Raw genomic sequence first — 21,969 nt, 5'->3', positions numbered from 1 at the left:
ATGAAAAAATTTACTAGATAAATATATTGATTTTAGGTAATTTATGCCTTATTTTAATCAAACTACTAACTAAACTAGCAGCATTCTGGATAATTGTTTATATCTATAGGAATCCGATAGCGAAGCGGTAGCGAGTCATCGAGCGTCTTTGATTACTGAACTTACTTGTATAGGGAGGAAACTCTTAACTGGGAAGAAGGGAATAGACGTGTACTGAGTTTTTTCACGTAATCAAATACTAGTCTTATCTGTTCGATATAGCATATATTAATGGTGATGTTTGAATTAAAGTAAGCAAAAATACTACTATAGCGATCCTAAATGAGTTGTGAAAATCGAGAGACTCAGATCCCCGACAACTTTTACGAAGTCGGGGATCTTATTGTTCACGAATGATTTAAGACTGCTATATAAGTATAAATAGCAAAAATATCTATTATCAGATAAGGTACTCTTATGAATATTAAAAATATCCAACACAAAAAAAGGTACTGTTAAGTACAATTTTGTCGCTCTTTTGAAGGGAACTTCTAAACAAAAGCAAATATACTAAGCGATTATAAATCGTGGCTACAAAAACCTACTCCTTTGGAGAACCCGGAGGGTAGACCGCCTACGCAAACTCAAATAATTTGAAACCCACAGAGGTGGGTTTATGTCTCGTATAGCAGCGACTTATAGCCGCCAGGGCTAATAATAATTTAGACTTTTCAAAATGTGGACAACTGCTGGAGAATATTCTGATTCTGGTATGGATTAATATGAGCAAAAATACCAAGAACTGATTCTCAAAAATCTCAGGCTTTTGGTTTGGAACTTATTCCTAAGCTGTTGCGCCTGCAAATTGCATCACAAGCATGATTCAAAACCTGTAAATCCTCTCCCTTGCTCCCTGCACCCCTGCCGCCTCAATGTGCAACTATAATCACAACAGCACATTTCTCACCCTACCGAATGTGTTTCGGGAAAAAACACCGTCAGCATTTTGATCGCACTTTGGAAAAAGAGCAGTGGCGAATTAGTGAGGTTTTGGCAAATACAAAAAATTTGCGATGGGCAAGCTATGAGCCAATCACTTAATGGTAATGGAGAATAGGTAAGAGCGATCGCTAAGTAAGCCACTATTACCGATTACCAGTTACCGATAATCAATTTATAACTCGCCATCGATCTTTGTAACCTTAATACTTCTTGGCAAGAGTTTTAGAGCCTGTATCAGTTTGCATAGATTGCTTGACAAGATCAGCCAGTTCGTCTAGCTGGCTAATTGCCTCCGCACCTTCTAGCTTCATTAATTCGCGGTCATCCCGCATTTCCGTCCAAGTGATCCCGTAATCGGACACTAAAAACCGAATTAGATGGTTATCACCCAAGCTAACCATAAATGATGCACTATTCATTTGGTCGCCACAGGTGTAGCAAGACGCAGGATACCCACGCCGCTCAAGTACAACCGCCAATGCTTGCAGGTTCATTACCAAGTCTTGGACGAATTGTCGATGTTGATGTGCTAGTCTCAGAAACACTTTTGTCCTCCAGACACCACAGTTATTTGAGTCTCTTTTATATTTTCTTTAGATTTTCTCATCCACTGGTATTGTAAACTATTCACTACAATTACCAGACAGATAATATTGAGTCGTTAATTGACTACCTTATTTAGGGTAGCGGATCGGGGTTTTGACGGCCGTATCAAACTATTCAGTTTGCAAATTCAAAATCTCGGACAGAATTGCTAAATTTAACTATATCTTTATACACTTCTGTCAGGGTAGATTCTTACAAGGAGCAATCCGCTTTAAGAGTAACTTAAATTTAGCACTAGTCAAGTACAGAAAAGCTACATATTTCGTTTTTATTGATGACATTTAGCCAAATTGACTGTAAGTAGAAGCCATGACATAGTTTTACGTTACTATAGTGTCTTTTACTCAGATGTTTGGTCTATTCTCTTTCTACCGTAGATTTTGGTATAGACAAATGATGAAGTATACCAAATTTATTCCTCCTGTATATATAAAGTTAAACAGATGACAGTACAAATTTAATATTACGTGATAATAGTAGGCTAACCGTAGCTCTTTACACAAACTTCACGTAATTGATAGACCAATAGGCTTGGGTTAGGGACTTCCAAATAAAAAAATATCCAACTATTTTTTGTGGGGTAGGCGTCTCGCCATTGGTGTCAAATTAACGTGAAAGCAAGCCTAGAACTAGCTTTTAGATTGCCTCGTTCCCAGTCTCCGACTGGGAATGCTTGTCTTTGAGGCTCCGCCTCTCTTTACTGGCAGCAGAGCCGCTTTTGAGTTGCATTTCCAGCCTCCGGCTGGAAACGAGGTTTGAAAAGGGTTTTAGCTTAAGTGTATTGATTGATAGACAAAACAAATCAACCCAACACTGACAATACCTAAACTCAGGAGAGCAATATTGTCATTTAGGCAATATTTTTAGCTATTTTGGGAATATAAACCGCCAATTTGACGATTTGGTGCAATCTTTCACCAAGAATTACTAATTACGTAGCTTGCTTCTTGTTGGAGGCGAGTATTACGAATTAGTAGACTACTTGCCACCAACCGAAAGCTGGGCCGATAAAACGTATAGTTGCCCATCCTACAACCATAATACCAATGCCTATCCAGGCACCACGAGTAGTCCAAGTGACAAATTGTTCGCCTTGAGTTTTTGTGATGGGAACCCAAGGCAAGATGCGAGCCTCTTGACCGTATGTTTCCTTCTGTGTGGTTTTACGACGTTTTGCTTCACCCATAATCAGCAACTCAAATTCTACTTAGGTTCTAAATTTATTTAGCCAGGAATCATCGCTACAGAGAAGCGATGAATCGCATATCTTCTATAAGCTGATAATAGTGCTTGCTTTGAAGCGATCGCATTTTGGTTGACAAAATTTAAATTGAGTATGGGGCCATTACTCAGCACTCATTACTCAGCACTCCTGAAGAGCATTGGTAACTGGACTTTAGGCAGAATTTTCCTCATCGGTATTAGAAAACAGACTGGGATCGAGATAGTTGATGCGTGCCAGAGGACTTAAAGCAGCGAGAATTTGAGCGCCGTAGCTGCGGTTAACTACACGACTATCAAGTAAAGCTACGATTCCTTGACTTTCTCGGACTGGAGCGATCGCACGTTGTAATTCATTTAAAGCTGCTGGCAACAAGTATAAACGGAACCAATCTTGATGCGATCGCTTATAAAGAGCTACCCTACCAGCTACCAGGGGATTTTCTAAAGATGGTAAGGGTAAAGTCGCAATGATTAACAGATGAGGCGCTGGCAAGACTCGTTGATGTTCTCGCCAAAATTCCCAACCGCTAATCAAAATACCATTTTCATCCAAACAAGTTTTTTCTACTTGCACCCGCGAACCAAACTCTGAAGCCAGAATTGTCGCAACTTGAGATTTTAGTGGTACATCCCCCACCAAGATAACCGTCAATCCTGGTACTGTCGCACTTAGACAAACCAGTGTGCGGACTTTGTGAATAAATGCCGCTTGAAACTCTGGTGTGTTGGGTAGAGGCAATTTATAAGGTACATAAAGTTGAATTGCTTCCGCTTGACTCTCCGAAGAGAACTTCAGGCAAGTTAAATCTTCCAAACCCAGGCGTTGCCGGAAAAGGGGAGCCTCAGTTTCCGGTTCGATGGCGCTACCAACTAAAACGACTGGTTGTCGCTGCCAAATTGGCGAGAGTATTTCGCCTAATTCCATTGGGGCGTAGTGCAAAGAAAATAAACCTTGTCGATGGGCAATAGTCGCCCAGAAGAGAGCAGGAGGGGCAGGGGAAGCAGGGGAAGCAGCTGGGGAAAGATTTTCTAGTTGTTGCCAGAATTGTTTCCAAGGTTCTGGCAGTGATTGTACTGACTCTAAAGCCAAATATAGACGACTCAAAATTTCTATTTCTGGCTGGGAAATTAGATAGCACTGATATGGATTAGCCGGATGCTGGAAAAGTTCGTGTGTTAGTTGTATCCGTGCTTCGCGAATTGCCTCAGCTTGGTTTGGGCAAGCCAGCATCAGTTGATCCCAATCATGGGGTTGAATATCTTGGGTAAGTTGATCGCGCACCCAATCTTCGAGATCGTCTACCCCATCAATAATTGTGGGAATACCTTGGGGAAAGCGATCGCCACCAGCCAATTGTCCTCTTAACCAAGCTTCTGGGGAGGTTAACAGTAGCCCTTGAAACTGGGCATCAGGCCAAGCGTCACCTGTTCTAATCGATTTATTGGTTGGTAGCCACTGCTGTAGGCGAGGAATTTCCACACGCAGCAGAAGTTGTTGCACTGCTTCTTGAGCAACAATAATTACAGGGCCATGCCACATTAGGGCTGATGCTACGAAACTAGTACGATACCGCCCTTGATAACCACAAACCGCCCCGACTTGAATTAGGGCGCTACGTCCCAGGCGCAAGGCGCGTGCTACCAACCGTGCCATCGTCAAATGATGGGGCCAGGAAGGGAACCCCGCTTGCGATCGCAAAAAGTTATGTAGTGACAAATGAACTTCTGCCTCAATCACACGCTTTCAATTCCATACAAAGTGACTTTTACTTCCAATTGCCCCATTTCTATTATCTTGTCATTTGTCCTTTGTCATTTGTGATCCAAAAATAATGACCAATGACCAATGACTAATGACAAATCACCCAATACCCTGAATTATGCCAACTTACACAGGAATTTCCAGCGAAGCCTTTAGGCATCCACTAGATCGCCAAGCCGAGCAAGCTTTACGAAATTTACCAGGATTTGATTTAATCGCTCGTAAATTTGTGGAATTTATCTACGAACGCCCTCAATTAGTCTATCTAATGGGTAACACCATCCAAGTCGGGCCGCGTCAATATTCCACTATTTACCAGATGTTTCGCGAATGCGTTCGGGATTTAGATATTTACCCAGAACCAGCACTGTTTGTCTCGCAAAATCCCGAAGCAAATAGCTATGCGTTGGGGCAAGAGAATCCTTACATAGTTATAAATACAGGGATATTAGACTTACTAGACGAAACCGAGATTCGGACGGTGCTAGCACATGAACTGGGGCATATTAAATGTGGTCATACTATTTTAATTCAAATGGCGATGTGGGCGATGAATGCTGCCTCTGCCTTGGGAGAAATGACCTTCGGCATCGGTAATATTGTCACCCAAGGCTTGATTTACGCCTTTTTTGAGTGGCGGCGCAAAGCCGAGTTATCGTCAGATCGTGCAGCGCTACTAGTGGTGGATGACTTGAATCCGGTGATGTCAACGATGATGAAACTCTCTGGCGGTAGTCACAAATATGCCAATGAGTGTAGTTTACAAGAGTTCATCAAGCAGTCAGAAAATTATCAGGCGTTAGATGAAGATGGACTGAATCAGATATATAAATTCTTGATCTACAATGGCGCTCAGGGTACGATGTTGAGCCATCCTTTCCCTGTTGAACGCTTACATTACTTACGGGCGTGGGCAGTATCCGAAGAATACCAGCAAATTCGCCGAGGAAATTATCAGCGATCGCCTGCTTCTGGATCGGTAAATGTTTCAGCGGAATCTTCCGAAAATCAAACAGAAACTTTACGCCGTCAAATTGAAGAATTACAACGGGAAATCGACAGAATCAGAAGGAATGAGTAGTTTTTAGTACTAAAGATGAATTTAGATCCCCGACAAATTTTACGAAGTCGGGGATCTGGGTGGCAACTTTTTACAGGAAATTAAAATCCTTAAGAGTTTAACCAAATAATTACTCCAGTTCCCAGTACACAAATAATTCCCGCCAAGCCAGCTAGGGGTTTTTTATTTTTACCAGTGAACCAGTCAGAGACAATACCAGTGTAAGTAATTAGCTCTGCTGTATCTATGGTAGCGATCGCCCATACCCATCCCGCGTGCAGTCCCCAAGCTAAACCCAAATTACCACTTGCGGCAAAGCGTGCCAACACCAGCACCATTCCCATCAGCCACAATCCAGGCAGTTGGGGTAAAGTTTCGCGTTGCTCCCAAACCAGATGTAACAAGGCAAAAATCAAGCTAGAAATTACTACTGCTACCCAAACTGGATAATCTTGTACTAATTCTGTGAACAGGAAACCGCGAAAAATTAACTCTTCTATCCCACCGACTAACAACGCTATCAAGAAAATCGGTAGCAATATGGGTAGTACTAACTTGAAATTCGTTTTTTCAAAAGAACACAAACCTAACCCTAATTGTCCACCAAATACAATAGCTAGGCTCCCGACTCCCAAAGCAAAACCTAGTGCTAAATAGCCAAGAGTTGAAAGATTGCCAACAAAGCCGTAATCTGAAAAAGATTTATTAGTCAGCCAAACAACTCCCCAAAGAATCAGAGGAGCTAATAGATAAAGTGACACCAATAATGGCATCTTCTGCTCTGGCTGCAAAGGTTTAAGGGGTTGCCAATTTAGCAATATTGCTGATACTGTTGCTACTGGCAACCAGCAAACTATCCAGCAAACAAAAAATGCCACTACTATAACTAGTGCTGGTGCATTTTCTATAAACGCCAGTAAGGCATTGACCGAAGACTCAAAGAAAGTTATCAAAATAAATAAAAAAAACACGATAGACTTCTTGCATTATAGATTTCTTGCTGATTAATCAAGACTCTACTAAATTTGGTTAATTCTGCAAGGGGTCTAATCGTATTTTTTACCTGGTTATCAGTTTGCTTTTGGGTTAGGGACAAGTTATCATCACCTGAAACTTATCCCTACCATCAGCAAATTTACTCTTCGTCTTCCAAATCTTCGTCTGATTCGTCAGAATCTATATCTTGTGAGGTTAGTTTTTTATCACTTTCACCGAGTTGAATCAGGTGAATATGTTTGTATCCCAGTCTAATTTCAAACTCATCTCCAGCCTTTAAGCCCATTGCTTTGGTATATGTAGCACCAATTACAATCTGGCCATTTTGATGGACACTAACCCGGTATGTCGGTTCGCGACCACGACCATCTTTCGGTGCTTCTGGACTTAGAGGAATTCCTCTAGCAGATAGCAAAGCGTCATAAAAATCAGTGAGATTGACACGAACCTGGTTATTCTTAGTAACAGTGTAATAGCCGCACTGTTTAGCTCTTTCTCGGCGTGGTAATGTGGAAAGTTCTTTTACTTTAGCAAGTAGTGCTTTTCCGGTTAATGGCGCGGTTGCAGTTTCAGTCATTATGCTCAAATTTTCCTTACTCTCTCCAAGCTGATAAACGATGTAGTCTTATGCCAGCATTTGACTTTTTAGCATTTGCATAGAGCTACTGAAGACCCTAGTGTAACGGGTGAATTCCTGCCGATAGGAGCCAAAAGCACTTCTATATATGGTTGTCCACAACCAACTAGAGGCTATAGTTGCCATAGACATTAATTTTGGTCATGTTACGGCACTTTTAACCATTATTCGCCATCAGAAAGAAAACTATTTTTTCCTTTGGCGCTACTGTAGCGGTGTAACTTTCAGCCACCTTTACAAATGGGGTAGGTTCTACTGCAAATAAGTCGTAGACCCAAAAAATTGCAGGTTTTTCACTTTCAGTGCTTGCCTTTCTTGCCAATAAACAAGTAGAGTTTTCTCTACTCGTCCTCTCAAGCTTAGGACAGCATAGTATTTCAATAGAGTCCTACGGGCATACACCCTTTTGTCCTGCCAGTAGAGACGCGAATTCTCTTGTCTCTACATTACGAATCAACAAAGCAGTAGTAACCGCGCTGATACGGCTATTGATTCTGGTTTTGTCACTTCGTAATTTTATATTAAATACTAGCATGGACTAATAATAGCAAAATAGTTGTTTAATTTTGAATTAAAGTTGCTGGTAAATTTTTATTTAAATTTCTGGACTTGAAAGTTGAAAAAGCAGTGACGATTTTCTTAACCCTTTATTGCAAGCCTGAGCATTGCCATCTAGATTTTATAAAAATTTATATAATTGAGACGAGCAGTTTTGACCAATGAGTTCAATCCAATATTTCTTGATTGAGAGCAAGCCAAAAACCAAAAAGTCTCGCGTATCAGGGTTTCGCGGTTCTCTAACTTTTCTTTGAAAGTGGTGAGGATTTTTTCTTGGTTTATTATCTTCAGGTCAAAAGTGGTAAGAGGATTTTGCACGTCTGTCTATGGGAAGAACAAATCTCTTAACATCTGCCTAGTGATTGATTGCCAGTACTATATATTAAACATGGGCTTTCACACTTCTATATAATCAAAAAATTCTGCCTTCGCTACCGCTTGGCAGAATTTTAGAGTCAGGACTGCTTGACTCTAGTTGACGTCAAGATGTGTTGCTCACCTGACATGCATTTCATTTGGATATGCTCGCTAGGTCAAAAATTAACCTAAGTTCCTTTTTAAGCAAACCCCTTTCCTTTATATTCCCAAACAGGTAAATTCAATGCACAGCGGCGATTACATTTTTGGCGTTTTAACTCAGAATTTGACAAAATTCTTGCTTAGAGGGCTGCTACAAGTAAAATTTTAATGGTTATCCTTAAACTAGAATCAGTTACCCTTTAATCGTCAGCCTATTAACATCAGAGTTTGAATTAAGGGCAAAAAAGTATAGCTTACTTTTTGCAACTACCTGCTTGACTCATGATTTTTGAGGCTGGCAAAGCAATTTTAAAATTTTGGTTAGTGGTTATGAAAGTTATTTTTAAGGTCATTCGACAGCAACAAAATTCCTCCCCTGTTGTACAAACCTACCTGCTAGAGGCAGAACCAGGTAATACAATCTTGGATTGCCTCAATCAGATTAAGTGGGAGCAAGATGGAACTTTGGCATTTCGCAAAAATTGCCGCAATACCATTTGTGGTAGCTGTGCTATCCGAATTAATGGGCGTTCGGCTTTAGCTTGTAAGGAAAATGTTGGCAGTGAACTTACCAGATTACAACAAATACCATCATCCCCAAGTAAAGTAAATGCGATTCCTGAAATCACGATCGCGCCTCTTGGCAATATGCCCGTGATTAAAGATTTGGTTGTAGATATGAGTAGTTTCTGGAATAATCTTGAGGCAGTTGCCCCTTATGTGAGTACAGCAGCACGACAAGTACCTGAAAGAGAGTTTTTGCAAACACCACAAGAGCGATCGCGCCTCGATCAAACTGGTAACTGTATTATGTGTGGTGCTTGTTATTCTGAATGCAACGCCCGTGAAGTTAATCCCGACTTTGTAGGGCCTCATGCCCTTGCCAAAGCTTACCGGATGGTAGCAGATTCCCGTGATAGCGATACCGAAAATCGTTTAGAAAGCTACAACGAAGGTACTAAAGGCGTATGGGGTTGCACCCGTTGTTTGTACTGCGATTCTGTTTGTCCAATGGAAGTTGCACCATTAGAACAAATCACCAAAGTTAAACAAGAAATTCTCACCCAGAAACAAAAGAGTGATAGTCGCTCAATTCGTCACCGAAAAGTATTGGTAGATTTAGTTAAAGAAGGTGGTTGGATTGATGAACGTCAATTTGGTGTACAAGTAGTCGGTAATTATTTTCGGGATTTAAAAGGATTACTCAGTCTTGCACCTCTAGGTTTGCGGATGATTCTCCGAGGTAAGTTTCCCCGATCATTTGAACCTTCAGAGGGGACAGAACAAGTGCGATCGCTCATTGAATCTGTGCAACAACAAGAGGGACTGGGTATTAGGGATTAGGGATTAGGGATTGAGGATTAGGGATTGGTATTAAAAGAATTCTTCCCAGTCCCCAATCTTCAACGCGGCTCTTGAGGTATATTCAACGGCTGTCCATAACGGTCATATACTAAAATATCCCACTGCCCATTATTACTAGACTCAAAGGCAATCCTGCTACCATCAGCGCTAATTGTAGGGTTGCGGACTTCCGCTTGCAGGTTATTAGTCAAATTCCGCGATTGACGTGTTTCCCGATCGTAGAGAAAAATAGCCGATCGCCCCTGACGGCTAGCACCAAAAACAATATAACGACCATCTTGGGAAACACTAGGATGATTTGCGATCGCATCAAAGGAATTTAAACCTGGTAAATCAACCAAATCACGAGTCACCGTATCAAACATATAAACATCTTGGCTACCCCGTCGGTCAGTAATAAAAACAATGTATCTCCCAGAAATTTGGGGGTTTAATTCCGACGATAAACTATTGAGACTCCGACCCCCCGGATCAAAGGGATAACTCAAAATTCGAGGGTAGCCAAAACACCCAGTCAATAAACTTAAACAGAAAAATACAGGTATAAAAAAAACACGTTTCATATAATTTAGTCATTAGTCATTAGTCAATAGTCTCACAACTCCTAACTCCTAACTCCTACGGAGGTGAACCTACGGTTGCACCGTTGGGAATATCTAACTCAATATTTGGCCCCCGATCTAGGACTTCAATATCCCACTGTCCACGGGTAGCGGTTTCAAAGACAATATAACGTCCATCTGGGCTGATATTTGGTTTTCTGACCCAGCCGCGATAAATTGGTGTGACAATTTGCGACTGTTGCGTAGCGCGATCGTAAAGTGCTACCACTGGTCTACCTTGGTCACTAGTAAGATAAGAAATATAACGCCCGGTGTAGCTCAAGCTAGGACTTTCGGCAATTGTCTCCTGTCGGTTTATTCCCGGTGTACTAATAAACAGCTGCCTCTCCAAATCGTACACTAGTAGTTGCTGATTACCATTCCGATTAGATACAAACGCTAAAAAGCGCCCATTTCCACTCAAAGCAGGTTGCTCCTCGGTGTAGCGACTGTTGAGGGAAGTAGGCCCTATAGAGATATCATTAGAACCACAAGATACAAGTAAACTTGTTAAACCAAAAACCAGGCTCCAATGAATTGGTCTTTGGAGCCAAAATGTCGGCGTAAATTTTTCCACCTCAACTGTTTTCCGTCGCCTCTAAATCTACTTCCACACCAAATGTTTTAAACATCGTCATCAAAATCGGTCAAATTATCTGGCCGCTCATTTGGTTTTTCAATTGGATTGTATGGCACATAATCAGTTGGGATCGCATCATCATCTTCGCGCGGTCTTCGAGGAGTTGAGTCAGTGGATGGACGACGCTTTCTCGGTCTGGGAGAAACATCATCTTCACGAATTTCGGGACGCTGGGGGCTATTATTACCGCGGCGAGAAGGTTTTCTGACTTCCCCACTCGAACTTTCCCAATCATCAACTTGCCTAGATGAAGAACCCCAATTTTCTTCTTCAGAACTTTCAGAAGGGCGATTCACAGGACGACCAGAAGTCCGCCGACGTGTTCTATCAGTTGGAGCCTGTCTTTCACTACTACTGCTGCTGCTGTTGCGGCGTTCTGTACGACGGGGGGGCTGCTCCTGGTAATAGTCATCACGTGTTGAAATCTCATCCCTACTACCCCGAATTCGGGGACGCACAGGGCGATCCTCTTCTTCATAAGGCAGTGGATCTAAGTCTGCATCCATTTCAGCTTGATACTTTCTGCGATCGTTGTATGAATAGCGATCGCTAACTGGTCGGTCTTCATCCACAATTGGAGTGTTGCGCTTTGCTTGTTGGGTGGCTATACTCCGCAGGCGAATACTTTCAACTGCAAAAAATACAGTTGTGCCAACTAAAAGTAATTGACCAAATTGTAGAATTGGGTCTAGCCGCCATCCTTGAAACACGAGAATAAAGCCACAAAGCAAGCCGACTGCCGCAAAAAAGATATCTTGATCCCGTGACAATTCTGGACGCACAGTGCGGAGAAAATACAGTGCTGCCCCAGCCACAGCCAGGAAAATTCCTAGAATACTGGCTGAGTTTGCTCCAAAATTTACCTGAGCCAGAAAACTGGCTGAGTTCAGCCCAAAATTTATCATTGCTGTTTTCCCAATATCAAATCTATGTTAGCGAGTCACAATTAAAATCACTACTGTAATTAGTCACGAAATATTGAAGCTTCAAAGCCTCTGGCAAAGAAGCTCTGAAGCTATTCACCGAAAAGTAAAAACACATACTTCTGTCATCTACAACCGCCACCAGCAGCATAAATTGCTGCTTTTAGTGCAATTAAGTAGATAGCTGACAGACAATCGATTATGAGAGTTAAATTAACTCTCATAAGCATTATGAACGCTGAATTTTATCCTTTTGGCTAACGAAAATTAGACCGACTGTAGCAGGTATTACCACAATTGCAGCACCCCAAGCCAGACTCCAAAGAAAATTTGCTAAAGAAGGCGTCATACTTCTAAACCTTTTTTTACACACTTCATCTTAATTTTAATAGTGTATTACTTTCTTGAGAAGCCTCTAACTCCGAACTGCCAAACTTGGTAACTGCTGTGAGGGAGTTTACTTTTCTATTCCAGAAGGAAGTGGCAGCATTTGGTTAAAATGATGATGAGAGTGCTTTACAAAGCTTCAAATTTTGTGGCGATGTCTACGACGGGCTACGTTTATGCAAAACGCAGCTTGCCGTTGCTCAAGTTTTTTCTTTCTTTACAGATAGATAGTAGCTGAAACCGATGACTGGTGTTAACCTGACTGCTTGGATTCTTGGCCCTGTGTTAGGGGTGATGACATTTTTATTTATATTTCGTATCATTCTCACTTGGTATCCGCAAGTGGATCTGAATCGTTTGCCTTTTAATTTAATATCTTGGCCCACTGAGCCATTTTTAATCCCGCTGCGAAAGCTAGTGCAACCTATAGGAGGTGTAGACATTACACCGATTATTTGGGTTGCTATCTTTAGCCTCCTGCGAGAAATCCTACTAGGTCAACAAGGATTGCTGACTATGCTATCTCGTGTGAATTAGGGATAGGGCATTGGGCAAAACAGTTCCAAGTTCCGAGTGCTGAGTAAAGAAGTGAGATTCCTAACTCAGCACTCTTGAAGGACATGGGGCATTAGTTACACCTCATCTCCCCCCACTTCCCAATCCCTACTCCCCAATCCCCTAACCGTTCATTTCCTGCACAAAATTTGTATAGACATTACCTTGCAAAAACTGTGGAGTTTCCATAATTTTTTGATGAAACCCGATGGTAGTGGGTAGTCCAGTGATGGCACATTCCCGCAGTGCGCGTTTCATCCGGTTAATAGCAGTGGGTCGGTCTGGGGCCCAAACAATTAACTTGCCAATCAAGGAATCATAGTAGGGCGGAATTTGGTAATCAGTGTAAACGTGAGAATCAATCCGAACACCAGGGCCTCCGGGGGGAAGATAGCCGCTGATCCGTCCAGGAGAAGGGCGAAAATCATGATCGGGGTCTTCAGCGTTGATTCGGCATTCGATCGAATGACCTCGTAATACTACTTGGTCTTGGGTGAGCTTGAGTCTTTCCCCTTGGGCAATACGGATTTGTTCAGCAACTAAATCTATCCCAGTAATCATCTCTGTTACAGGGTGTTCTACTTGAATCCGGGTGTTCATTTCCATAAAGTAGAATTTACCGGATCTATCCAAGAGAAACTCGATAGTACCCGCTCCACTGTAATTAATGAATTGGGCAGCTTTAACAGCAGCTTGTCCCATTTTCTCACGTAGGTCTTGGTCGAGAGCCGGACTTGGTGCTTCTTCTAGTAGCTTTTGATTCCGGCGCTGAATTGAGCAATCGCGTTCACCCAAGTGAATGACATTACCGTAGTTATCCGCCAAAATTTGAAATTCGATGTGGCGGGGACGTTCAATAAATTTTTCGATGTAAACGCCAGAATTACCAAAAGCTGCTCCTGCTTCCCCTTGGGCTGCGAGGAAAAGTTTGACAAACTCATCTTCAGAACGCACTAGGCGCATACCTCGTCCACCGCCACCGGCTGTAGCTTTAATCATCACTGGATAGCCGATATCCTTGGCGAATCCTAATCCTTCTTTCTCGGATTCTACCAATCCCTCACTACCTGGTACCGTAGGTACTCCAGCTTTTTGCATGGTTTCTTTGGCAGTGGATTTATCGCCCATCCGTCTCATAGCTTCTGGAGTTGGACCGATAAAAGCAATATGATGGTCGGCACAGATTTCTGCAAACCGGGCATTTTCTGCCAAAAAGCCATAGCCTGGATGAATGGCAGTCGCATTGCGCGTCAGTGCAGCGGCAATGATATTGGGAATATTCAAATAACTTTTACTGCTAGCAGGTTCGCCAATGCAAACCGCTTCATCAGCAAGTTGGACGTGGAGAGCATTACGGTCAACGGTGGAGTGAACCGCAACTGTGGCAATCCCCATTTCTTCACAGGCGCGGAGAATGCGAAGGGCGATTTCTCCCCGATTGGCAATTAATATTTTGTCAAACTTCATTTTTTAGTTTCGATATCATTACCAGTAGATTGACATTTTCTCTGATCCAACTTGAAACAACGCTTCCGCATTATTTCAAATTATTGCAGGAGATTCGCCACCCTGATTTTAAGCAAACGTAAGATTGCAGGCTTGTTGCCTTTAAGGGTCTTACTACACTAACAACATTGCTGCTGTAAGTCTTGGCTAGACTACCAAGCTGGGCTTTTGCAATTGCTGACGGCGGGCAGGTACGCGATGGCTACGCCCGCCGCAGGCATCGCACCGCCGCGAACACAGTCGCTCTACCCTTTTTAATATCACTTGTGCAGCTGCTAGATTTCTGTCAGTCTGATACCGCCTTGAAAAAATTTATATTTTTGAGCAACTGAATTTAGATATCACCTTACTATAATTATTTTCTTATGCTATAGTCTATCTTTAGACAAACCATGCGGATGTGGCGGAATTGGTATACGCGCACGCTTGAGGTGCGTGTGGCTTTGCCTTGCGAGTTCGAGTCTCGCCATCCGCATTTTAGCTTGTCTAACCATAGGGTCAATAGTCAAGGATCAAAAAACCTCAGACTATTGACCCTTAAATATAAGTTTTAGTTAGTACTGTAGTGATTGCCTGAAGCAATGAAGTGTTACTAGATACTAGTCAAGTTTACATTGTCAAAGTACTAGTTTTTTATAAGAAGAATTCAGGGTTGAATTCTGTACGACTGGATAATGAATATTGGTTAAAAGCGAGTGGAATAGTGGGCGTGTCGCCCGCCCAGTCTATAGGGCGGGCGACACGCCCACCCTACAATATTGGATAATTTATTTCTTGGAGTTCCCTTAAAACTCTATCCCTTTATAGGTGGAGTATTCTGAATTCTGAATTCTGTATTCTGACTCCTGATTTATGCTTTTATAGAGATACGTGAAGTTTTGTAAAAAGCATTGACTATTACTTTTACGCCCACAAACAACTTAACAGTGCCACCAGCTTGGCATCGCCTCGCTCCAATTTGGCAAGGAGGAGAGGAAATAATTCAACAAAGTTTACCTCACACTCAGCTAGCACCTGCTTGGCAACTAATGCTTTTGGGTGACGGCTCCCCAACACGTCACTTAGAATTGCTCACGGGTGAGCCTGTAGAAGTAGATGTTATTGATATGTCATTGATTGGTATGGACTTGGATGATGCTCCTGAGTTAATCCAAGCTGTCCCAGGGCCTCGACTGCGACGACAAGTATGGCTACGTACTGTTTCTGGTCAGCGATTAGCCTATGCTACTTCGTGGTGGGAAGCCAGTCATATCGATGAGTATTTGCAAAACCGTTCATTACCAATTTGGGCAAGTTTAGCTCGTCTTCGCACAGAGTTGTATCGGGATGTTCGAGGGATTTACTACGGTGATTCATCAGCACTACAGTCGGGTTTTGATGTAACTGGGCCTTTTTGGGGCCGCCACTACTTGTTTTGGCATCATGGACAGCCATTGACTTTAATTTATGAAGTTTTTTCGCCTTATTTAACCAAATATTTGGGGCCTATGCAGTTGAGTGCTGTTAATGCTGAGGCCTAGTATTATTTAAAAGTTTTTCATCCTTGGCAGTGTGCCCCAGGGCATGAGAACTTTGCACCAATTTCAATAACACTATTGTTGTAGGGTAGGCACTGTCTACAGTATTTAATTGATTTTTAATTTTTTATTTCTCAACAAATTACCAGTTGCTTCTCAGCAAAAATAACATCCATTCTGTATCATTTTGATGCCAATTCCCAAAAATGATCGTTTAACAACATATCTGACTTGGAAGATTGGTAATCGATGCGAAATCTCGAACACTGAATTGATATTGGTTAGATAAAGTTAATACAACGGGTGGAAGCTCTGTAAATAGAAGGTGGTGTGGATATAACTAACTTGCAGCAATGCCCAAGTTAGTTATATCCTCGAAGTGCTTGAAATGACGGATGTGAACTTTGGGAGACTTGCCGATAGAGGCAACCGTTTAAAGGAAGTATCCTGCGAAATTCAAGAAAGCGTGTTAAAAAAGGTAACTAACCACGAAAGAACTGCCTTTGAAACATTCGGGAAGGTTGATTACGGAAATATCATCAATTTTTAGGATGGAAAAATTTATGCAGTTAACTGCCCTAGATAACGAGAAATTTATTGGTTAATTTAACTAATCAAGTAAGTAATGAGTTTGCAAGTATGAGGTATAGGTTTCAATGGCACTACCTCTTGTGTCTGTTCGGATGAAAAAAAATAAGAAACCATCTCTGGTGCTGACGCTCTCGGCTGCTGGGTTATTGATTGGTGTGGGGAGTGCAGCATACTGGTTGTTAGCTCAGAGACGGCTATCTTCTAGCGATTTGCTAGTAGGGGCAAATATTATTCCTGGTGATGCCCTGTTTGCGGTTTCTTTAACAACAGATCCCCAGCAGTGGCAGAAGTTGCGGCAGTTTGGGACAAGAGAAACCCAAGTAGAACTGGACAAAAATTTAGTCCACTTACGCGATCGCTTTCTGACTAATAATGGTTATGACTTCCAAAAAGATATTGCTCCTTGGGTAGGCAATGACGTTACCATCGCAATCCTTGCCCCGGCAATCGGGAGCAAACCTACACCCAAGCCAGTTACTACCAATGAAGATGCTGGTAGCGATCAGCAGTCGATGGTAATGGTATTGCCAGTAAAAAACCCAGAAATCGCCAAAAGCATTTTGGCACAACCCAAAACCCTTAAACAAGGTAAATGGATTGACCGTACTTATCAAGGGTTCGCCATCAAACAAAGTGAGGGACAAGTAGGGGAAAACTTCTCAGCCGCATTACTAGATGGGCGTTTTTTAGTTATAACTGATAATCCTAAAGCTACAGAAAGAGCGATCGATGCCTACAAAAATAAAACATCCTTAGCGACAACAGGGGGCTTTGCCGAGAATTTCCCGAAAATTGCTGATTACCAACCCTTTGCCCAGTTTTATGTAAATGTGCCGACAGCAGCCAAAATAGCCGCAGCCTCTCCAAATCGCCCTTTACCTGCTCAAGTTTTGGCTCAACTGCAAAATAACCAAGGTTTAGCAGGGACAATTACCTTAGAGTCAGAAGGAATCCGCTTCAAGGGCGTTTCTTGGCTAAATCCAAATAGTCAAAGAGTGCTGGCGGTGGAAAACAAAGCTGGCAAAATGCAAAGCCGCCTACCAGCCGAAACCTTAATGATGCTTTCGGGGGGCAACTTACAGCAGTTGTGGGGAGACTATGTTTTAACATCCCAGGGAAATCCCCTCTCACCGATCACACCAGAACAGCTACGAGGTGGTGTAAAATCTCTTACCAATCTTGATTTAGATAAGGATTTACTCAGTTGGATGAAAGGTGAATTTTCTCTATCAGTGATTCCGACTACCCCAAAAGCAGGTTCACCAGATGATTTTCGTGCTGGCTTAGTGTTTATGGTAGAGGGGAGAAATCGCAACTCAGCTGAAGCATCCTTAAAACAGCTTGATGATGTGATGAGAAATCAATACCAGTTCCAAGTTCAACCGGGGAAAGTCGCTGGACAACCTGTTGTTAACTGGATTTCACCCTACGGTACTTTAACTGCTACCCACGGTTGGTTAGATGGAGATGTCGCCTTCTTGGTAGTGGGCGCTCCGATTACGGATAAAATTGTTCCTAAACCCAACAACACACTAGCTAACACTCTTCCCTTCCAACAAACAGTTCCTACAGAACCAAATCCGACAAATGGTCAATTTTTTCTGGATGTGGAAAAAACTGTGAAAAATTTTCCATTACCAACTCTAATTCCCAATCAACAAAGTTTGCTAGATGCAACACGCTCAATTGGGATGACATCTGCTGTCAGCGACAGTCGCAGTAGCACCTACGACATTTTTATCGCACTCAAAAAAGTTACTAATGCGACTGCTTTGCCTACTCCAGAAAGTAGATAAGGGACTGGGGACTGGGGATTGGGAAAGAAATTCTTTTAAGATTGGTTGGGATATGAATCCAGATACTTATCTTCGCCAGTCTCCAATGCCCAATGCCCCATTCTCTATTTCCCTTTAAACATATAGGATCAAAACAGTCAGAATCGATATTTTAAATTATCCACGGAGAGAAGACTTTATGAATCTGGTTGTACTCCAGAATTGGCTGGACAATGCCTCCTTTGCCATATTATTCCTGACAATGCTGGTGTATTGGGGAGGAGCGGCTTTTCCGAATCTGCCTTATTTAGCCGCTTTGGGGACAGCTGGGATGGCGATCGCTAATTTGTGTATAGCTACTCTATTAGGTGCAAGATGGATCGAAGCTGGTTACTTTCCCTTAAGTAATCTCTATGAATCTCTGTTTTTCTTAACTTGGGGAATTACCGCAGTCCATCTGATTGCCGAAAATAGTAGCCGTAGCCGCTTAGTAGGGGTTGCTACATCTCCGGTGGCAATGGCGATCGCAGCTTTTGCTACCATGACACTACCATCCCAGATGCAAGCGTCAGAACCTCTAGTACCTGCCTTAAAGTCAAATTGGCTGATGATGCATGTCAGCGTCATGATGTTGAGTTATTCTGCTTTAATGGTGGGTTCATTATTAGCGATCGCTTTTTTAATTGTCACTCGCGGTCAAAACATCCAACTACAAGGCAGTTCTGTTGGTACTGGCGGCTATCGCAGCAATGGCTACCGCTTGCACAAAGCCACTGAACTAATTTCTCAACCATCAGCCCCCGCTATCGAAAATAACGGCTTTGCTCGTTTTGAAAGTAGTAGCAACGGCAACGCGAACACCGCTGTTTTGGGTTTAGTCACAACAACCCCAATCCAAAATCCGAAATCCGAAATTCAAAATTCTGAACCCCTTTCACCCCAACGCCTTAGCCTTGCTGAAACCCTCGACAACATCAGCTATCGCATCATCGGACTAGGATTTCCTCTGCTGACAATTGGCATCATTGCTGGTGGTGTTTGGGCTAACGAAGCCTGGGGTTCTTACTGGAGTTGGGACCCGAAAGAAACTTGGGCATTAATCACCTGGTTAGTGTTCGCCGCCTACCTTCACGCCAGAATTACTCGCGGCTGGCAAGGGCGCAGTCCTGCAATTTTAGCCTCCGCCGGCTTGCTTGTCGTTTGGGTTTGCTATCTCGGTGTGAATCTTTTGGGTAAAGGTTTGCATTCTTACGGTTGGTTTTTCTAATCTAGCGGTTCCATACACTCTGACCTTACTTTCCTTTTAGGAGAGAGGCTTTCAATCTTACCCCCTTTTCCCTTGTACGGAAGGGAAAAGGGGGTTAATTCTGTATTGGACTCAACAGAAAACTGCCATAACCTTAAAATCATTATTTTATTTCGGATGAACTGTTAGATCTCTGGAAAATATAGATTTAGTGACAGGAGATTTTTATGGAAGATGGATTTGAGAGACTAAATCATGATGAAGTTGTGTCTATAGAACCAGACACTTTTAATAAGTTAAATATTGCTAAAACTTTTAAAGTTCGTGATTTGATTACAGCAATTAAGGAATATATTGGAGCAGAAGAGACAGATGAAGTAAATTTGTATACCCAAGGATTAAATTGTGAAGTTTTGCAATTTAGCACTCAGGGATGGAAAAAAGGAAAAGTTAGACTTGCTTTAGAATTTTGTTCTGATGAATCTGAGTCGCCACTTGATGAAATTTTTCAAAAACTCAAACAAGTGGAAAACTAATACTCAATGAGGATTTCTAAGTTCATTGATGAAACTAAGTTAACAGGATATTAACTTCAGAAAATATTTATGCTTCGAGGGTGGGTGTCTTACTCGCCCTTTTTTACTGGTATTGCTATAGTAACGGATAACACATTTAACTAAGTGCGATCGCATCTACTATCAACATGGATAAAGAGTCTCAAAATCGCTTAAAACACTTTGCTGCTTTAAAGTCCAAGTACCAGGCAACTCAATATCAAGATTCATCACCCGCTAGTCTCCTGTATCTCATACTGCGTAAAGTTGATTTAGGTATTGAACTCAGTGACTTAGAACTTAATTGGTTACAAGAGCATCAACTTTTTGAAACTATTGAAATTATCTGGCTACAACAATTTAAAATGGGAGAATTCAAAAGACTAGAAGCTGAATTTTCTCATCTTAAAGCTAAGTATAAAGTTGCCAAAAACTGGGAATCATCAGTAGGTAATGTTTTGTATCCGATACTTTGGAAACTTGACTCAGAAAATAGTTTGACTGATTCAGAAGTCAAATTATTGCAAGATAATAATCTTACTCAAACAGTTGCAATTGTTCAAGATATAAAACGCTTTGCTGATCTAAAAAATAAATATCAAGCCACCAAGTATCAAGATTCATCTCCTGACAGCCCACTGTATAAAATACTAAAAGAGCTAGACACAGAAATGAGTTTAAGTGATCATGAATATGAGTGGTTGCTAAATCATGAACTTTTTGAAGTTATAGAAATTTTTGAAAAACAAGAGTCTGCAAGACGGGCTAAAGTTACCCAGCTAAAGAATAAATATCAAGCAAGCCAACATCCAGATACGTCCTTATCAGGTCAACTATATCAAATACTCCAAAAAATTGATGCGGACAAAAAATTAATTTATTCAGAAATTTACTGGCTAGAACAGCAAGGACTTACCAATACAATTGCTATTGCTGAGGAACTTGAACGAAAACGAGAATTTATCGCATTCAAGGCAAAGTATAAAGCTAGCCAATATCAAGATTCATCACCTACTAGTTATTTATATACTATTCTTAAAAAACTTGATTCAGAAACTCATTTAAATGAGCAGGATATTAATTTTTTAAGACAGTCTCAACTACCTGAAACAATTGAAATTGCTAATGATAAATATGCTTCTATTTTGAAGTCAAAGATAATATCAGGAGTAGTTCTGAGCGATTTAGAAGTTGACTGGCTAAGAAATAATGAATATGAAGATATCATTATTTTAGCCCAGCACAAGCACTTTGCTGCACTCAAAAGAAAATATAGATTGGCAGCTCCTTCACTTCCATTAGAGCCATTTTACACGATCATGGTCAAGCTAGAGAAAAAAGAACGGCTAGATCCTAAGTTAGTTTTACAGCTTATGGAAGAGAATGAACTATATCGTGGTGGTGAAATTGCTCTTGCGTATTACAGACTAGAAGCAGAGTTTTACGAACAAGAACTTGGACGTACTGGACACAAGTGGAATATCCCCACAGCCAGTGGTTATTGGCGCAAAGCAAATGAACCTGAACAGGCTTTAAAACTTACTAACCTAGACTTAAATAGAATTAACGACAGTAATCTAAAATCAGCTATTTTAGTCACTAGAGGGGCAGCATTCCGAGATATACATAACTTAGATGATGCAGAAGCTTGTGCAAAGAAAGCTATGGAATATCAGCCTGATAGTCATCAACCTTACACCTTAATGGGTGCTATATGTTATGACCAACATAACTATGAAGAAGGGGATTATTGGTTTGAACAGGCCATTCAACGTGGGGCTGAAACTGAAGATATAGATGCTGAAAGAAAACGAGTAATTAAGACTACAAAAGATGAGAATAAACGACATGAAGCAGCAGAGTACTTGTTAAAAAAAGATTCACAACGATATGCTTGGGCTAAGTCTTATCTCAAAAAATCGTCAGACAATGGTAAATAAACTGGTTTGCATCACCAAACTACCA

General features: G+C 41.6%; 19 protein-coding genes and 1 tRNA gene. 9 read left to right on the top strand and 11 right to left on the bottom strand.

Annotated features, from left to right (window positions below):
• Positions 1 to 1,181 precede the first annotated feature (1,181 nt).
• The 4 genes from V7L07_RS06490 to V7L07_RS06475 form a co-directional block, all read right to left on the bottom strand.
• The gene (locus V7L07_RS06490; protein ID WP_118162512.1) at positions 1,182 to 1,526 is read right to left on the bottom strand and encodes a DUF1815 family protein; all 345 of its coding nucleotides are present in this window, start codon (positions 1,524 to 1,526) and stop codon (positions 1,182 to 1,184) included.
• 1,031 nt (positions 1,527 to 2,557) lie between these two features.
• Entirely contained in the window at positions 2,558 to 2,773 is a 216-nt protein-coding gene (locus V7L07_RS06485) for a DUF2839 domain-containing protein (RefSeq protein ID WP_179066914.1), read from the bottom strand.
• 38 nt (positions 2,774 to 2,811) lie between these two features.
• Positions 2,812 to 2,943, bottom strand: a complete 132-nt coding sequence (locus V7L07_RS06480; RefSeq protein ID WP_335056090.1) for a hypothetical protein — start codon at positions 2,941 to 2,943, stop codon at positions 2,812 to 2,814.
• A gap of 40 nt (positions 2,944 to 2,983) precedes the next feature.
• A complete protein-coding gene (locus V7L07_RS06475; protein WP_335056088.1) occupies positions 2,984 to 4,549 on the bottom strand; it encodes an ATP-dependent DNA helicase in 1,566 nt (521 codons plus the stop codon).
• A gap of 142 nt (positions 4,550 to 4,691) precedes the next feature.
• On the opposite strand from V7L07_RS06475, the gene V7L07_RS06470 reads away from it, so the two are divergent.
• Complete coding sequence (locus V7L07_RS06470) at positions 4,692 to 5,654, top strand: M48 family metallopeptidase (protein WP_335056086.1); 963 nt, start codon at positions 4,692 to 4,694, stop codon at positions 5,652 to 5,654.
• A gap of 89 nt (positions 5,655 to 5,743) precedes the next feature.
• Here V7L07_RS06470 and V7L07_RS06465 read toward each other — a convergent pair whose 3' ends face one another.
• Positions 5,744 to 6,604: a CPBP family intramembrane glutamic endopeptidase gene (locus V7L07_RS06465; protein WP_335056085.1), complete on the bottom strand. Its 861-nt coding sequence runs from the start codon at positions 6,602 to 6,604 to the stop codon at positions 5,744 to 5,746.
• Between the two features lie 164 nt (positions 6,605 to 6,768).
• A complete protein-coding gene (locus V7L07_RS06460; protein ID WP_094350106.1) occupies positions 6,769 to 7,206 on the bottom strand; it encodes an AbrB family transcriptional regulator in 438 nt (145 codons plus the stop codon).
• A gap of 1,467 nt (positions 7,207 to 8,673) precedes the next feature.
• Here V7L07_RS06460 and V7L07_RS06455 point away from each other — a divergent pair.
• Positions 8,674 to 9,687, top strand: coding sequence for a succinate dehydrogenase/fumarate reductase iron-sulfur subunit (locus V7L07_RS06455; RefSeq protein WP_335056083.1), 1,014 nt, complete (start codon positions 8,674 to 8,676; stop codon positions 9,685 to 9,687).
• 59 nt (positions 9,688 to 9,746) lie between these two features.
• Here the strand turns inward: V7L07_RS06455 and V7L07_RS06450 are convergent, their stop codons facing one another.
• The 4 genes from V7L07_RS06450 to psbX all read right to left on the bottom strand — a co-directional run bounded on the left by V7L07_RS06450 (position 9,747) and on the right by psbX (position 12,222).
• Positions 9,747 to 10,271, bottom strand: a complete 525-nt coding sequence (locus tag V7L07_RS06450) for a TolB family protein (RefSeq protein ID WP_334696049.1) — start codon at positions 10,269 to 10,271, stop codon at positions 9,747 to 9,749.
• 55 nt (positions 10,272 to 10,326) lie between these two features.
• A complete protein-coding gene (locus tag V7L07_RS06445; protein WP_335056080.1) occupies positions 10,327 to 10,887 on the bottom strand; it encodes a TolB family protein in 561 nt (186 codons plus the stop codon).
• Between the two features lie 47 nt (positions 10,888 to 10,934).
• Positions 10,935 to 11,855: a Ycf66 family protein gene (locus tag V7L07_RS06440; RefSeq protein WP_335056078.1), complete on the bottom strand. Its 921-nt coding sequence runs from the start codon at positions 11,853 to 11,855 to the stop codon at positions 10,935 to 10,937.
• Between the two features lie 247 nt (positions 11,856 to 12,102).
• Positions 12,103 to 12,222 (bottom strand): photosystem II reaction center X protein, encoded by a 120-nt coding sequence (psbX, locus tag V7L07_RS06435; protein WP_087543624.1) that lies wholly within the window; start codon positions 12,220 to 12,222, stop codon positions 12,103 to 12,105.
• A 281-nt stretch (positions 12,223 to 12,503) separates the two neighbouring features.
• On the opposite strand from psbX, the gene V7L07_RS06430 reads away from it, so the two are divergent.
• Entirely contained in the window at positions 12,504 to 12,797 is a 294-nt protein-coding gene (locus V7L07_RS06430; RefSeq protein ID WP_335056074.1) for a YggT family protein, read from the top strand.
• Between the two features lie 141 nt (positions 12,798 to 12,938).
• Here the strand turns inward: V7L07_RS06430 and accC are convergent, their stop codons facing one another.
• Entirely contained in the window at positions 12,939 to 14,282 is a 1,344-nt protein-coding gene (gene accC / locus V7L07_RS06425) for an acetyl-CoA carboxylase biotin carboxylase subunit (protein ID WP_335056072.1), read from the bottom strand.
• 433 nt (positions 14,283 to 14,715) lie between these two features.
• Between accC and V7L07_RS06420 the strand changes: the two genes are divergently transcribed.
• The 6 genes from V7L07_RS06420 (at position 14,716) to V7L07_RS06395 (ending at position 21,944) form a co-directional block, all read left to right on the top strand.
• Positions 14,716 to 14,796, top strand: a tRNA-Leu gene (locus V7L07_RS06420).
• Positions 14,797 to 15,211: 415 nt separating this feature from the next.
• A complete protein-coding gene (locus V7L07_RS06415; RefSeq protein ID WP_335056070.1) occupies positions 15,212 to 15,841 on the top strand; it encodes a chorismate lyase in 630 nt (209 codons plus the stop codon).
• Between the two features lie 653 nt (positions 15,842 to 16,494).
• Complete coding sequence (locus tag V7L07_RS06410; RefSeq protein ID WP_335056068.1) at positions 16,495 to 18,225, top strand: DUF3352 domain-containing protein; 1,731 nt, start codon at positions 16,495 to 16,497, stop codon at positions 18,223 to 18,225.
• A 178-nt stretch (positions 18,226 to 18,403) separates the two neighbouring features.
• On the top strand, positions 18,404 to 19,471 hold the full coding sequence (ccsB, locus tag V7L07_RS06405; RefSeq protein WP_335056066.1) for a c-type cytochrome biogenesis protein CcsB: 1,068 nt from the start codon (positions 18,404 to 18,406) through the stop codon (positions 19,469 to 19,471).
• Between the two features lie 206 nt (positions 19,472 to 19,677).
• Positions 19,678 to 19,986: a KGK domain-containing protein gene (locus V7L07_RS06400; RefSeq protein ID WP_179066929.1), complete on the top strand. Its 309-nt coding sequence runs from the start codon at positions 19,678 to 19,680 to the stop codon at positions 19,984 to 19,986.
• Between the two features lie 167 nt (positions 19,987 to 20,153).
• Entirely contained in the window at positions 20,154 to 21,944 is a 1,791-nt protein-coding gene (locus tag V7L07_RS06395; RefSeq protein ID WP_335056064.1) for a hypothetical protein, read from the top strand.
• Positions 21,945 to 21,969 lie beyond the last annotated feature (25 nt).

The sequence above is a fragment of the Nostoc sp. genome, assembly GCF_036916985.1.
In the GTDB taxonomy this organism is placed as follows: Bacteria; Cyanobacteriota; Cyanobacteriia; order Cyanobacteriales; family Nostocaceae; genus Nostoc.
This window is presented reverse-complemented; position numbering and strand designations above follow the sequence as displayed.